The 15,391-nt window shown below is 46.9% G+C and carries 11 protein-coding genes and 1 pseudogene; 7 read left to right on the top strand and 5 right to left on the bottom strand.

What is annotated here, in order from left to right; genetic code table 11:
* Positions 1-65: 65 nt before the first annotated feature.
* Entirely contained in the window at positions 66-1,997 is a 1,932-nt protein-coding gene (locus tag OGW13_RS04030; protein WP_287115733.1) for a methyl-accepting chemotaxis protein, read from the top strand.
* 51 nt (positions 1,998-2,048) lie between these two features.
* On the opposite strand, the gene dosP is transcribed toward OGW13_RS04030, so the two are convergent.
* From dosP to OGW13_RS04015, 3 genes and pseudogenes are all read right to left on the bottom strand, one after another.
* The gene (gene dosP / locus OGW13_RS04025; protein ID WP_044257956.1) at positions 2,049-4,454 is read right to left on the bottom strand and encodes an oxygen-sensing cyclic-di-GMP phosphodiesterase DosP; all 2,406 of its coding nucleotides are present in this window, start codon (positions 4,452-4,454) and stop codon (positions 2,049-2,051) included.
* Between the two features lie 26 nt (positions 4,455-4,480).
* Positions 4,481-5,863 (bottom strand): annotated as a pseudogene (locus OGW13_RS04020) (diguanylate cyclase).
* A 636-nt stretch (positions 5,864-6,499) separates the two neighbouring features.
* Positions 6,500-7,828 carry a glycoside hydrolase family 10-like protein gene (locus tag OGW13_RS04015; protein WP_044268084.1) on the bottom strand — a complete coding sequence of 443 codons (1,329 nt, stop codon included), beginning with the start codon at positions 7,826-7,828 and terminating at the stop codon, positions 6,500-6,502.
* Positions 7,829-8,219: 391 nt separating this feature from the next.
* Between OGW13_RS04015 and OGW13_RS04010 the strand changes: the two genes are divergently transcribed.
* The 5 genes from OGW13_RS04010 (at position 8,220) to OGW13_RS03990 (ending at position 13,220) form a co-directional block, all read left to right on the top strand.
* On the top strand, positions 8,220-9,566 hold the full coding sequence (locus tag OGW13_RS04010) for an ISNCY-like element ISLad2 family transposase (protein ID WP_076611902.1): 1,347 nt from the start codon (positions 8,220-8,222) through the stop codon (positions 9,564-9,566).
* 58 nt (positions 9,567-9,624) lie between these two features.
* Complete coding sequence (locus OGW13_RS04005) at positions 9,625-10,428, top strand: hypothetical protein (protein WP_000589340.1); 804 nt, start codon at positions 9,625-9,627, stop codon at positions 10,426-10,428.
* A gap of 13 nt (positions 10,429-10,441) precedes the next feature.
* Positions 10,442-11,803, top strand: a complete 1,362-nt coding sequence (locus OGW13_RS04000; protein ID WP_016239969.1) for an FRG domain-containing protein — start codon at positions 10,442-10,444, stop codon at positions 11,801-11,803.
* Positions 11,804-11,955: 152 nt separating this feature from the next.
* Positions 11,956-12,396, top strand: a complete 441-nt coding sequence (locus tag OGW13_RS03995) for a hypothetical protein (RefSeq protein ID WP_016239970.1) — start codon at positions 11,956-11,958, stop codon at positions 12,394-12,396.
* A gap of 17 nt (positions 12,397-12,413) precedes the next feature.
* Positions 12,414-13,220, top strand: coding sequence for a hypothetical protein (locus OGW13_RS03990; protein ID WP_016239971.1), 807 nt, complete (start codon positions 12,414-12,416; stop codon positions 13,218-13,220).
* 336 nt (positions 13,221-13,556) lie between these two features.
* Here the strand turns inward: OGW13_RS03990 and OGW13_RS03985 are convergent, their stop codons facing one another.
* Complete coding sequence (locus OGW13_RS03985; protein ID WP_043000710.1) at positions 13,557-13,922, bottom strand: VOC family protein; 366 nt, start codon at positions 13,920-13,922, stop codon at positions 13,557-13,559.
* Between the two features lie 92 nt (positions 13,923-14,014).
* On the opposite strand from OGW13_RS03985, the gene tam reads away from it, so the two are divergent.
* On the top strand, positions 14,015-14,773 hold the full coding sequence (tam, locus tag OGW13_RS03980; protein WP_287115732.1) for a trans-aconitate 2-methyltransferase: 759 nt from the start codon (positions 14,015-14,017) through the stop codon (positions 14,771-14,773).
* 2 nt (positions 14,774-14,775) lie between these two features.
* Here tam and OGW13_RS03975 read toward each other — a convergent pair whose 3' ends face one another.
* A complete protein-coding gene (locus OGW13_RS03975) occupies positions 14,776-15,201 on the bottom strand; it encodes a CaiF/GrlA family transcriptional regulator (protein WP_502874023.1) in 426 nt (141 codons plus the stop codon).
* Positions 15,202-15,391 lie beyond the last annotated feature (190 nt).

The raw sequence follows: 15,391 nt of genomic DNA, 5'->3' as shown, positions 1-15,391 counted from the left end.
ATAAAGCTCTAAAAATACGTGCCGATACTGAATATAAATTACCCTGAAAATAAAAGGATGTTTATATGGTCTGGTATCCGTCACGTATTTCGACTCGTTTGACACTCGGGGGGATCGCGTTACTTGCCGTAACGACGTTAGTGATTGTTGTCATTATGCTTTGGCGCGGGCAACCCCGCGTCGTTGAAGTCAATACGGCACTGATCGAGGAGACCGGGCATGGCCTGACGCGTCAACTCAGCAGCGTCCTGTCACGTATTGAGGGAGAAACCGTCAGTTTGTCGCGACTGGCTGAAGTCCTGCCAAATGATGAAGCGCTGTACCGCGCTGTCGTGCCGCATATTCTCGGCGAACAAAATAATTCGATCATCACCGGGGGCGGGATCTGGCCTGAGCCGGACGCGTTTACGCCTGGTGTTGCGCGGCGCAGCTTTTTCTGGGCGCGCGGTGCTGACGATAAGCTGGTGTATTCCGACGAATACAACGCAGCAGGTGGCAATGGCTACCACAACGAAAGCTGGTATCAGGGCGCGAAGGGCCATTCGCAAGAAAACTGTGTCTGGTCTGATGTTTATCAGGATGCCATTTCCGGAATCAACATGGTGACCTGCAGCATTCCCTATCAACTGGCGGGTAAATTCGCCGGTGTGGCAACCACCGATATTCGACTCGATAACGTCGCCAGCTTTATGCAGCAGCAGGGTGGACGCACCGGAGGATACGCCTTTGTGGTCGACAAACAGGGGCAAATTCTCTATTTCCCACAAAACGATCGGGATCACTACAAGACCGTCAGCGATCTGGTGAAGGCATCAGGCTGGCTGAGTCCTGTCGCTCAACGTTTGCAGAAACTGCGCACTGAAACCACCGATGTCACCTCCGTGGCGCTGGAAAATGATGGCATTCTGAACGCACCATCACGCGTGATGTTGTTCCCGATGGCCGATACCGGTTGGGTGGTGGGACTGGTAACACCGCAAGAACGCATCGTCGGGCTGGCAAAAGTCATGATGCGCGATGTTCTTGAAGTGCTGATCCCGGTCATGACGTTGCTGCTGGTGGGCTCCTGGCTGGTTGTCCGCCGGTTGATTGCCCGTCTGGACGACACGCGGCAGGCACTGGACGATATCGCGCAGGGAGACGGCGATCTGACCCGGCGCTTAGAAGTGAAGGGCAAGGACGAAATTTCAGCGATTGCGGAGGCGTTTAACCTCTTCGTGGACAAAATTGCCGCCATTTTGCTTACGGTGCGCAGCAGCAGTGAAGTGGTGGCGAATAACGCCGTTAGCCTTGCCGACAGTAATACTGAGCTGTCAACACGCGTTACCCAGCAGGCAGCTGCGCTGGAAGAGAGTGCGGCTGCGATGGAACAGCTTAATGCGACCGTTCATCAGAATGCGGGTAATACTCAACTGGCGGATGAACTGTCAGAAAGTACAGCGCAAACGGCCAACCGCTGCGGTGATGTTATGCATGGGGTGATTTCAACCATGGATAACGTCAGCGCCTCTTCGGGACGCATGGTTGAGATTGTCTCGGTAATTGACAGCATTGCCTTCCAGACCAACATCCTGGCGCTCAATGCGGCTGTGGAAGCGGCTCGCGCCGGGGATGCCGGACGTGGATTTGCTGTGGTGGCGTCTGAAGTGAGAACGCTGGCGCAGCGTAGCGCGACCGCTGCTCAGGAAATCAAAGCGCTCATTGATGAGTCGGTGTCGCACGTCAATGACAGTAGCGAGCAAATTCATCATGCCGGCGATCGTCTACAGGAACTGGTGGGACATGTTCGTCAGGTGCGTCAGTTAATGGGCGAAATTCGCGTCGCAGGGGAAGAACAGCGTAAAGGCGTAGCCGAAGTGACGCTCGCGGTTACGGAAATGGACAGCACGGTCCAGCAGAACGCGTCGTTGATTGATGATGCCGCGGCGCGGACGCAGATCTTAAAGGCGGAAGCAGAAGAGCTGGCCTTACAAGTGTCATCGTTTAAATTGCCGTAACGCCAGGAAGCCCGGTAAGCGCCAACGCCCCGGGCATTCCGTCACAATGAATCAGATTTTCAATGGCAGCGCCGTCTGCATCCAGGCGGCGATCTCATCAGCTGGTATGGGGCGAGAAAAATAATATCCCTGAATCACCGGGCAATTCATCGAGCGCAACAACTCAAATTGTTCTTTCGTTTCAACCCCTTCCGCAATGACAATCAGGTTCAGACTCTGCCCAATAGTGATAATCGCTTCCAGCAAGGACTGAATACGTTTCTCGGTCTGGCAGCGATCGACAAACGTTTTATCGATTTTCAATTCCGTCACGGGCAGGCTGACCAGGCGGGAGAGACCGGAAAAACCGGTGCCGAAGTCATCGATCGACAGTCCCACGCCCATGTTGCGTAAGATCTCAATGCGTCTGAAGATCTCTTCATCCTGCTCCATCATCATGCTTTCGGTGATTTCGACCGTCAGTTGATCGCCCGGAATAGCAAATTCCACCATGGCTTCCGACACCTGGTCCGGCAGTTGGTTGCTGCGAAAGTGCAGGGCAGAAAGGTTCACCGACAGGGTCGGAATGGTCAGCGACAGCTGGCGCCACTCCGACAACTGGCGACACGCTTCTCTGACCACCCAGCGACCAATATTCTCAATTTCACCCGTCTCTTCAGCGAGCGGAATAAAACGGTTCGGGGGAACGTGACCATGCACCGGATCGCTCCAGCGCGCAAGCGCTTCGAAACCATACAGTTCGCCGGTCTGAGCAAAGATCTGCGGCTGGTACACCAGTCGTAGCCGGTTATTGGCAATGGCGTTTTTCAATGCAGCGCCCAGTTGCAGACGTTCTTTCACCGCGAGGTTCATTTCCGGGTTGAAGAACTGCCAGCCATTGCCGCCCGCTTTACGAATAAAATCCATCGCGTTGTGCGCAGTGGACAGCAGATAGTCACGATTTTTTCCTGCTTCATAGCTAATTCCAATGCTGAGGGTCAGCGGGAAGGGTTTGTCGTCAAACAGGGTGGCTTCACTGCCGATATTGATCAGTTCATCCGCAAACTGGGTAATATTACTCATTTCATTGTCGTCACTGACCAGCACGAACTGCGTGCCTTCAATACGGCTCAAATACTGATCGGGTCTGAGCCGCTCGCGGATTTTATTGATGACCTGTTGCAAGACCTGATCGGCCACAGCATAGCCGAGACTGTCGATAACATCCTGGAAGTGATCGACGCTGATGAGAAACACCACTGGTGAAATCCCTTTCGCGCCGTGAATGAGATCATCGAGATAGGAGTGCAGATGATTGCGGTTGGGCAAACCGGTGAGCGGATCAAATTGCAGGAGATGCTCAATATGCTGTCGGCTTTTTTCCTGTTCGAGCGCCAGGGCCGCCATATGCTGACTGATGTCTGCCACGCGTTCAATAAAGGCGCTGGTCTCTTTTCCTTTCGCCGTTTTAATTAACAGCGTCCCGGCTGGCTCACCATCCCGTTGACGGATGGTGAGCGTCCAGACGTTCACCTCTTTTGCGTCAATCTCTTTCGATGACGACGCCCAGAACTGGCGGACGTTATCTTTTAAGGCATACAGTGAAACATGCGTATCCCGCAGCACCGCCTCAATATTGCGGCAAATAATATCGCCCATTTCGTGAAACGGCGGGCTACTGCACATCGCCGCCAGAATGTTGCCTTCGAGCTGACGAATCTGCCGCTCTTCGGTGATATCGGAAAACGTCATAACCAGATTTTGCAGTGCGTTTCGCCGATCATAAACCTGACTGATAGACACTTTAATCCAGATCTTTTCACCCGCACGGGTGATCACCAGAAACTCATCCTGATCGCGGGTCGTTTTCCAGAGCAACTGTGTGAGTCGCAGGCCATTGTCCGACGGCTCTTCGGGGAGGTTGAGCAGGTTGTCCGGCTGTTGACCCTTTGCATCGGTAATGTCGTAACCAAACATCTCGCTAAAAGCGCGGTTGCACTGCACAATACGCCGCTCAGGGTCGAGTACGATTACCGGGCGGTCCAGGTGGTCTACCGCCAATACCAGGAGGCGTTTCTGTTCCTTTTGCTCCATCTCTACGCTAGCGTCACGCACAAAGGCAAGATAGAAAATTTTGCCTTCAACGTTGACCTTGGAAAGGGCGAAACGGGTCCAGACTTTGGTCCCGTCTTTTCTTTCCAGCAGCAATTCCCGGCTCATGCCTTCAACGCGGGGCTGACCCCCTTCACGGTTATGACGGATAAAATCGGGGTGCGCTGCGCGTAAATCATGCGGGATCAACATCGAAATCCCCTGACCAATCACCTCTTCACGACGGTATCCCCACAGTTTTTCCGCAGCAGAATTGAAAAATAAAACCTCGTCATTGTCATTGATTAGCACGGCACCCATCATGTTCTGCTCAAGAGCAGGAATGAAGATGCTGTCTCCGGTGCTTTTAACGTCGGATAGCTTCATTTATTACCTCTGCTTCCGTATACCCATTAAGAAGCGGGTTTCCACAGTTCAACACAATTTCTGCCCCGTCTTTTTGCGGTATATAACGCTTCGTCTGCTATCTGAATTAAACGTTCATAATCCGGATGACCATTAAACATCGCTGCCCCAATGGACAATGAAAGCGGAATAAAATCCCCCGCAGGCGATTTTATTTTTGTTTTCTCGACGCGACTGCGAATACGCTCCGCAATACGTAGCGTATCGGTTTGTGTCGCTTCAGTAAGAACAATAATAAATTCATCGCCACCGTAGCGAAAAACGTAATCACTGCTGCGAACGTTGTCATAAAAAGCCTGAGACACCCGACGAAGGATCTCATCACCGGTATTGTGCCCCCAGGTATCATTGATCTCTTTAAATTTATCGACATCAATAATAAGAATAGAGAGGGGGGTGCCGGCGCGATTAGCATGGGCGATTTCCCGCTTGAAGATGGTTGGCAGGAAACGTCGGTTGAGTAATTTGGTCAGTACATCCATCCCTACCTCATGGCGGGACACTTCCTCAAACAATTCACGCAGTAGCGTAATGATCTGCGAGACGGTATTGCGGATTTGCAGCAGGAATTTCACCCGTGATGCTTTATTGCTTAACGTTTTCGTTGTCCCACTGGTGTGGTGAAACACGCCGTCAAAGTCCTGAATCAGTCGTGAGATGTGACCGACTTCCGCAATACCACTGAAATAATGACGTCCTTTATGATTAAACCACAAACCAAAATCCGCCTAGCTTAGCGGCAGGCTGTTGCCGAGATCGGAGTCGAGTAAGACCTTATAGATAATGTCCATTTCCCACGACAGTAACGCGGCGATTTGACGCTCTTTCTCTTCTTCTGCGTTTTCCAGCAAAGAAAAAATACGGTAGTTTTCATCTTCTTTTGCTGCGGTACTTTCACTAAAGGAGAAGGCTCTGGACATGACTTCCATCGCCAGATCAATACTGTTAATGGAGAAGTGGTAGACAAGCAGCTTATGTGTCGCTTCATGGTGGCTGTCAATGATGATCGGATAGAGAATTTTCTTCAGTACGCGAAAACCCATTTCAACCAGTTCCACCGGAATACCAATACGCGCATGCACTTCAGCCACCGTATGCTGTATTTTTATCAGTTCATCAATATTGTCGACTTCACTGGAGAGCACATCCACAATCCACTTTTCAAGTGCGCTTTTGAGTTGGCGCTCAACCTGTTCATTACTCAAAAACTCCTCAGCATGCGGATCGGCGAGAACAATACGATAAAACTCAATGCTTAAAGCATGGGCATGGGCGATCGCTATCTCAGAAGCGAGTCTGCGAATGTGAGGGTCGGTCTGTTCAACCAGCGCGACCCATTCGTCTTTCATTCTTTTAAGATACATCTCCATGGTGAAGATCCTTACAGTAGTTAGCGAACAACATTTTGCCTGGCTCAAATGCACAATCTGGATAGTAAGATGAATCTAAAACATAAAACACCTGAAAGCGTGCAGGGTGACATTAATGAAATAGTGTAATGCCTTAAGCCATATTTTCATTCATTCCGGCGAAGTAAGCCTGAAACAATTATGGATATAGCCAAAAGTAGCAAGAAAAATCCTTTTTAAGCGACTTTTTAAACGTATTGACGTCTGAAAAGTATAGTCCATCCGTTTGATCGTTGAGAGGAATCATGTCCCCCTGTAAGGTAGCTCACACTCTCTTTTAATGTCAGCATTTTTTCAATTCATAAAATGATATGAGAGTTTTTTGAGCGATATGGTCATCATTACGTAATAAATCCCGTTTTGACTGCGGGTAATAATCATCACGTATCAATGGAGGCTTGAATAATCTTTTTCTCTTAGATATCCCATTTAATCATTACACTATCCTGAAGCGTATCACTGGCATAAATAATGCTATCCCGCCTGTTGAGGCGTTAAATGATGACAACGGGCAATGACAGAGCGAGCGCGGGGACTGGAAACGGAACCTAAATGGCGACGCAAAGAGAGATCGATGTCTCTCTTTACGTTACGGTGTCACTTAGACCAGCGATTTCTCAGGTAACTGACAGCCTGCTGGGCCTGCGGTTGGTTGAGATTGTTTTCTCTGAACAAAATCGTGCCGCTGATTTGTGGCATTGATTCATTTAAATCGAGCTGTTTCTTCAGTTCCGGAACGCCACCGTTGACCGTCCAGTCCGGTTCATTGCGAGAGGGCTCGCCGACCTTATACAACGCAACGCCAATATAGAGCCGTGTTTTTGTCGGTTTCACGACGTCCGCCCACCATTTTGCCAGCACATCATAACGTGCCGCATCACGAGAGAAGGGCCAGTAAATTTGCGGTGCGATATAGTCCAGCAGGCCTTGTTGAACCCAAAGCCGCGTGTCAGCATACGACTCATCATAAGCGGCAGCGCCACGGGTATCCGATCCGGCCGGATCGTGCGAACGGTTCCGCCAGACACCGGCTGGACTGACGCCAAACTCCACGTCCGGATTGATCTGTCTGATCGTCCGCGAAACCTGTTCAATTAATAGTTGAGTGTTATGCCGACGCCAGTCCGCCTTCGAGCTAAATCCCTGGCCGTAGCGCCGGAAGGTCAGGTTGTCGTTCAGCGCGGAACCGGGGGATTCAGCGTAGAAATAGTCGTCAAACTGGACGCCATCCACCGGATACCGTTTCACCACTTCAGCCACGATACTGGTTATCCAGTCACGGGCCTCCGGGATCCCCGGGTCGAGAACATAGCGGTCACCGGCGGTACGGATCCAGTCGCGATGGAGGACAAACACGCTGGCTGGCTGAAGCGACACGGTACGGTTCAGTTCGTTCACCGTTGACGGTTTCACATTGGTGGAGACGCGATAAGGGTTAAACCAGGCGTGAACGCGCATACCACGTTTGTGCGCTTCATCGAGCATGAACTGGAGCGGATCGTAGCCCGGATTTTCACCAATCTTCCCGGTAAGCATATCCGACCACGGTAAAATGGATGACGGCCAAAGGGCGGTGCCGTCAGGTTTAACCTGGAAGAAGACCGTATTTATACCCAGTGACTGTAAATTATCGAGTTTGTCTGTTAGGGCTTTCTTTTGCATGGCGATCCGCGTGGTGGCGCTACTGACATTCACGGATGCAACCGGCGGCCAGTCAAGCCGGGAAACCGTCGCCAGCCACACGCCGCGAACAGGCACATTCAGTTTTTGCGTCTTATACGGCGATGTCGGCGTCGATTTTGGCGGCGTCACCAGTGAGACAGGCGGCTTTGATGAACAACTCGCCAGAAAGATCGTTGCGACAACCAACGTACTGATTTTTTTAACGCGAGACAGAGAGCAAACGGCACGAGAACAGATATCCATATAGGCCAGTCATCCGGTTAACACAAAAGAGAAATTATTTTGTTCCTAATCGACGTTAAGTCAAGCCGGAGAAGGGGTGAGGCGTACAATAAACAGGCTAGCGGAGAGGAATGATTTGTTCAACGGCTTAAAAATGTGTTTACGAATCACCAGAACGCATCTCGCTGAGTATGAGTGAAAACCAGAGCGGTTCTGAAGGCCAATACAGCAGAGAATGACTCAGACACCGGTACAGTGCGGTTGGTGATATTTCATTTAACATAATATACATTATGCGCACCAATAATGTTAGAACCATTTAGTAATGTCACTTTTTATCCAGATAGAAACGTCACCTTAGAGTAAGCTAAACTGAATGCAATTCTAAGGGACTCAACGCATGTTGGTGACCATGTCAGATAAAGAGATCCACCGCCTACCGGTGATACAGGCAGTTTGTGAAAAGCGTCTACGCCGTCGTGATGCAGCATCACAGCTTGGCATTTCAGAACGTCAGGCGCAACGACTTATCAATCGTTACCGAGTTTCTGGTGCTGAAGGACTTGTCAGCCGCAAACGCGGCCAGCCCAGCAACCGCCGGTTGACCGAATCTCTCAAACTACGAGTACTCACGCTGATACGTGAAAACTACAGTGACTTTGGGCCCACACTGGCCGCAGAAAAACTCAGAGAGCGCCATAATATCCGGCTTTCAATCGAGACCGTCCGCAACTGGATGACGTCTGACGGACTCTGGGTCCCGCATGCTCGCCGTAAGTCACGGGTTTATCAACCCCGACATCGGCGTGATTGTCTGGGTGAACTTATCCAGATCGACGGCTCCCACCATGACTGGTTTGAAGGCCGTGCGCCAAAATGCTGCCTGCTGGTCTTTATCGATGATGCCACCGGGCGTCTGATGCATTTGCGGTTCAGCGAGTCAGAAACAGCCTTTGACTACATGCTGGCAACCCGGGAATACATCGAGCAGCATGGGAAGCCGGTATCGCTGTACAGTGACAAACACGCAATATTTCGCGTCAGTGGTCCGGAGAAACGCAATACCACCGTTACCCAGTTCGGACGTGTGCTTTATGACCTGGCAATCGAGCTTATTTGTGCCAACAGCTCTGAAGCTAAAGGCCGCGTGGAACGTGCGAATCAGACACTTCAGGATCGGCTGATCAAAGAAATGCGTCTGGAAGGTATAACCGGCATTGAGGCCGCAAATGCCTGGCTTGCCACTTTCATCGCTGACTTTAACAGCCGGTTTTCACGACCGGCTAAGTTCCCCAAAGATTTGCATCGTCCGGTGCAGGAAAGCCCCGATGAATTAAGAGACATCTTTGCCTGGCATGATGTTCGTACCGTGTCGAAATCACTGACCTTCCAGTACGATAAGATCCTTTATCTCATGGACACCACAGAAGAAAATAGCCGTCTTGCCGGTGAAAAAATTAAAGTACTGGATTATCCCGATGGCACCCTCGCCTTCCTCTATGGGCACCGGAGCCTTAAGTGCCAGGCATTTGATAAGCTGGCCTGTGTCGACCAGGGGCAGATTGTTGATAACAAACGTCTCGGGACTGTACTCCGACTGGCTCAGGTAAAACAGGATGAGCGGGAAAGCGAAGGCAAACGGGAACGAAGCAAAAAATCGCCCAGCCGTAAGGCTCAGGTGCGCATCCAGGAACAGCTCCGGGCTATCAATCCCGTTCTGGCAGACCCGAGCTTGTTTGTGGCAAGTTCAAAGCGATAGAATCGACCATCAGTGCTGCAAAGTACCGGAACAGTGAGTCCCCAAAAGGATACTTGAGATGATTAAATTCCCGACTACAAAGCGCGTTGATTTGTATAAAACTGCTGTCAGCTCTGAGCAATTACATCTAGATCTGGTTGCGGCTCAGGAGTTCATGTTCGATGCCTGGGAAAATGATGACCTGGAAGTTGTGCTGAAACTCATCAGAAAAGCTATCAAGAAATCCCCGCTCTGTGCTGACGCATACTCATTCTACTGCGAGATATCTCAAGAACCTCCTGAGTCAAAAATCGGGAAGCTGGAGACTGCTTTGTACGCAGCCAGCATTGCACTTGGCGAGGATTTTCAGGAGTTCGCAGGACGTTTCTGGGGATTTGTCGAAACACGTCCATATATGAGAGCAAAAGCAGCTTTGGCTGAGGCCTTATGGGAGTCTGGTAATTTTTATCCGGCTATGGCTCATAGCCGCGAAATGCTGAAGCTCAACCCGAACGATAACCAGGGGATTCGTCATTTATTAGCGAACTATTACCTTGAGCTTGAAATGGTGGATGATCTGGCCTTGCTACTGGACGATTATCCTGGGGATATGCGTTCGTTTTTTCAGTATACACGCGCCCTACTCGCCTACCGACAGTCATCCCCGGATGCCGATGATATCGCTAAAGCTGCGATTGATTCTAATAGACACATCCCCGGCTTGTTATCGAAGTGCAGATTACAGATCAAGTCTAACAGTGGATATATCACGTTAGGTGGAATGGATGAAGCCATTTATTATGTGAATCATAATATAAAGCCTTGGATTCGCACCTCTGGCGCAATTGATTGGATTGTAAATAATTCATTAAGTAAAATATAAGGATTTAGTTTTAATGTTTAATCTAATTATGGGCGGAGAACCTGACTATTTTGAACATTGGCCCATGTATGAACGGGTTAGTGGGAGTTGTGATTTTCCTATATCACGTATGTTAGAAGGCACCTCTGATGACATCCGGTTGAAGTTAACGCCTTTGAATGATAAAGCATTATCTTATATTGAGAAATTACCTACGCTTTTTATGTCAGAACTTTATTCCCGAGACAATGTTGAATACATTACTTTGCGACTTGGTGTAATTTCAAATCTACGAACAGTTAACAAAAATGTTGAGTTTGATTTCAGAATCACTCACTCACAAGATGATGTCGTAGTGATAAACAAAGAGTTATATCAAACAGCTTTAGAATTAGGTGCATATGGGCTGAAACGGACTCACTGGGGAATAAAAGCACGTGATTTAAATCAAACATTAGCACTTCTAAATATAACGACAAGAAGTACACCACTTCCTCCTACTGAAGCACTTCCTGATGAAGTTGATAACTACCCAATAATAGATAATGTTCAAAGTTTCATGGCGCGTGTTTTAGAACAAGATCATGAAGAAGATGCAGAAATATTTTATCGTGGACATTCTGATGTATCTTACGAGTTGGCTCCATCAGTTTTCAGGAAAAACAAAAAAGGTAACTTCAAGCATTTGCACAGTGAATCAAATTTAGTCCGTGAAGCCCTAACAGCAAGGCCAACTGAGTTTGTTGATGATAAAACAATGCTAGACAAGTTAGTAAGGATGCAACACTACGGACTACCAACTCGTTTGTTGGATATAACATCAAATCCACTAATCGCTCTGTATTTCGCTTGTTGCGACATTAGTAATAATGAAAATACAAATGAGGTTGATGGACATGTTATTATTTTCAAAACAAAAAGGGATCGTATAAAATTCTTTGACTCTGATACAGTAAGTTGCATATCAAATATATCAATGCTAAGTCAAACACTGAAAGATCAGCTGGATTGTAAAATGGACAAGGAGGCTTTCAATAAAACTGAAGCTTGTCAAAAACTCATACATTACATTAAAGATGAAAAACCTTATTTTAAAGATGTAATTATACCATCAGATTTGGAAAGGTTAATTTTCGTTAAAGGAAGAAATAATAATGAAAGGATGTCATCACAGTCAGGTGCATTCTTATTATTTGGGAATAATGCTGTTTATCCCGATTTAGTTTCAAACCCTGATGATGCTATGCAAGAGTTTAAAGTAGAAAAAATAGTGATCAGAAACAAAGCTAGAATACTTAAGGAACTCGCAAGGTTAAACATTACAGATGCGACAGTTTATCAAGGCATGGAAAGGACAATGAAACTAATTGCGGCCCAATTTTCCGCAGGAGATTGATCTTCATGTGGTTTTTTGACACACTAGCCTGTCGCTACTGGCATTGGTCCCTTGTATGCTAAGCATATGAACTCTGGTGTGTGTTGGACAGGAGCAATTAACCAGTCGTATAGTAAAATTTGAATGTAAAAATATAAAACAAGGAGTTGAGAATGAACCCCATTACTTTGAGTGAAATGAGTGATGAAGATGAAGAGGTAAAAATCATTTCTTCATATGAACCTCAAGATGATGAGATTGCGATCGTTTTTGATAGTTCAAAAATTACTGGAGGTAATGCACTGGATTTTTTCCAGTTCACCAAGCAATCACATTCTAATGTTAAAGTGTACGGAGATTCTAATGGTGTTTCGTACCTGCAATTAAACAGTATAACGTTAGCGTTAGGCACTTTCTTTGCCACATCAGTAATGATACCTTTTTTAGTAAATCTTGTTTCAAATTATATTCAGAAAAAAATTGATAACTTTGGAACTAGAGATATAGACGTTAAAGTCTCTATAATTAAAAAAAATAAATCAGGAAAACATGTGAAATACACTGTTTCTGGAAAAGTAGACGATGTTTTAAAAGTAATTAACAAAATCAAATAAAAATCTATATAGATATTATGAATATTCACGAAAAGTTAAAGCGTTGGATGTGTATTACTCAAGAAGATAGTGCTATTCTTGATTATCTTAATGCTGAGTTAAAAAAAGCTCAATCCTTGAGCTTGAATAATGAATCAAACAGATTGTTTTTATACAAAACAATTTTACTAGCCCATTTAAAATATATTCAAGTCATTAATTTACTTACAAGAGGTGATTTTTATGAAGCATGGGTAGAACTTGAAAGGATAGAAATAGATTTAATACATATTAAAGAAAATAATGAGTTTCTGCCTGAGGTTAATTTCTATGGTGTTAACTTCTTAGCGAGAATGGTATGTAATTGGCAGGCGTTATTCCCATATAAAATCTTCGGTAGTTCTCGTGAAATAATAAAAGAAGTGAAATGTTCAGTATGTAATACAACCCGTAGTTTTATTAATGATTGTGGTCATGTTAAAAATAAACTTTATAATGGAGTTCTTTGCTTTGATGAAGTGATCGATTTTGAATTAATTACTTATGACATAGTTAGTAATCCCGTTAACAAATGTAGTGTTTTTTTCTCCAATGATGGTGATCATTATAACTATTCAACTTTAATTAGTGTTGTCAAATACATACAATCCCCACATCAAATTTTCAATATTACGACCTGGAGATTTAAGGCGAAAGAACATGATGGAGTATTATCGCCAGAAAATATTTGTCCATGTGGAGATTCTTTAAAAAAATATGCAGATTGTTGTTTGCCACGTAATGGTATTTATAAAAAACATATAGATATTTGGTTTCCCTTCCCGTTGAATGTAGAACCTATTTAGAACCAGACATTCAATAACTAAAGATCCCGTTGACACAGATATTTCCATATTAAGATGTTTTCGTTATATTTTTATTCCAGTCTTTCATATTTAACTTTTGCTTTATTAATTGGTTGAGTGGGATAACGCAGCAGTCACATTAATATGATTACATAGGCTGAAAGTGCCCTTTCTATCTTGCACAAAGAGGTGACATTTTAAACTTGCTTTGACAAATAAAGATTAAGACAGAATCTGCCATTTCACGGTCGTCATTGTCCTGCTGATTACAAGCGTTCTCGCCAGTTCCTGATGCCTACAAACAGAATTCGCTGCAGCCTCTCCAATGAATTACATTCACCAGGCCTCTGGCTCTCTTAGCATATGGACAATGTTGCACGGATTCATGATCCAGCCGCCCTTGAAACCGTTGGGTAACGGTTCAACTGCGTCACAACGGACTACGCCACATTGTTCAACGTATTGTTCGGCAGCGCTGAAATTAGGCGTGAATAATTCCAGCCAGAGTTCAGCCTGACTGAGTCCCGGCGCTTCATCAATCCAGAGCCTGTTCGATCCGAGTTCGAATCCGACTGCTGGCGGCTTATCGATAATTTCCGGTAATCCAATAACATTGCGATAAAAATCAATCGTCTGTTGATACTGATGTGATGGGACCTTCATCGCAATGTCGATGCCACCTTTGATATCTGGTTTATTCATAAGGAATTTCCTTCCCAGTCGCTGGCAATACTAAAATAGTATAGTTCATACCTTATGCACACTTAGTTGAACCATTGACAGGAGAATTACTGATGTCCGACTGGAATCCGGCGCTGTATATGCAGTATGGCGCAGAACGTTCAAGACCCGCTGCTGAACTGCTGGCCAGAATTCAACTTGAGCATGTCTCTTCCGTGGTTGATTTGGGATGCGGCCCCGGTAACAGTACGGCGTTACTCCAAAGCCGCTGGCCTGGAGCGAGTATTACCGGTGTAGATACCTCTCCCGCGATGCTGGACGAGGCGCGAACGGCTTTGCCAAATTGTCACTTTGTTGAAGCGGATATTCGTCAGTTTCAACCCGTCACACCGCCCGATGTCATTTATGCCAATGCCTCGCTACAGTGGATCCCCGATCACTATGATCTGTTTCCCCGCCTGGTCACCCTGCTGAATGATAACGGCATTCTGGCCGTGCAAATGCCGGATAACTGGCTGGAACCTACACACGTGCTGATGCGTGAAGTGGCTTATGAACAGGATTATCCGAATAGTGGTCGTGACGCCCTGCCCGGCGTTCACGCTTACTACGACATTCTGAGCGAAGCGGGATGCGAAGTGGATATCTGGCGCACAACCTATTATCACAGGATGCGTTCCCATCAGGCGATTATTGACTGGGTCAGTGCCACAGGGTTGCGCCCCTGGCTGCAGGATCTCAATGAACACGAACAGCAACGGTTCCTGGAGCGCTATCATCAGCTTTTACAAGAGCAATACCCACTTCAGGAAGATGGCCAGATATTACTGGCGTTTCCGCGCTTGTTCGTGATTGCGCGTCGCCAGTCCTGATCTCACTCTCTCAGCGGACAGGCTGCTTTCCAGGCGGCCAGCTTCGCTTCATTATTCCCGGTTGGTCGTGATAATAGCCAGTGTGAAAGCTGACGATCGTCCGTTGCGGTACTCTTCTTTACCTGACGAGTTGCAGGTGTCGCTTTGGCAGGCGGTGCCGTTAAGTTCCCCGCCGTCGCCGGTGAATGTATTTTGACTAATAGCTGACAATGTCCGCCCCGTACTGCCGTTTTGCGAACGCTGAATTCGATGTCGTGTTTATCGTAGCGGTGACAAAGATAATGTAGTATCCCGCTGGCCCGGCGCAGGTCAATATGAAATACCTGGCTTACGTCATTGCGTGAAAATTCTTTATTGCGCAGAAATCCCCACCACGCAACGGCTCTGAACAGCGGCATTTCCCCTAAATGCCGGATTTCCTCGGGCATGTGAAAACGGTGCTCCGCGCGTCTTTTCGTGGTGGAGGACGATGAATTAATAAGCATCGCGTTCCCTTAATAACGATTGGTCTGAATATCAGGTGGATTAAAAGTGTCCAATACATTTATCACGCAAATAGAGTGGAATTATTTGATCTCAACGCGCCAGAGATAAATCGCTTTAATTACCTTGTAACGG

This window comes from Citrobacter sp. Ca225 (assembly GCF_030337175.1).
GTDB lineage: Bacteria > Pseudomonadota > Gammaproteobacteria > Enterobacterales > Enterobacteriaceae > Citrobacter_A > Citrobacter_A amalonaticus.
Note: the sequence above shows the minus strand (reverse complement) of the source record. Positions and strands in the feature narration are given on the sequence as shown.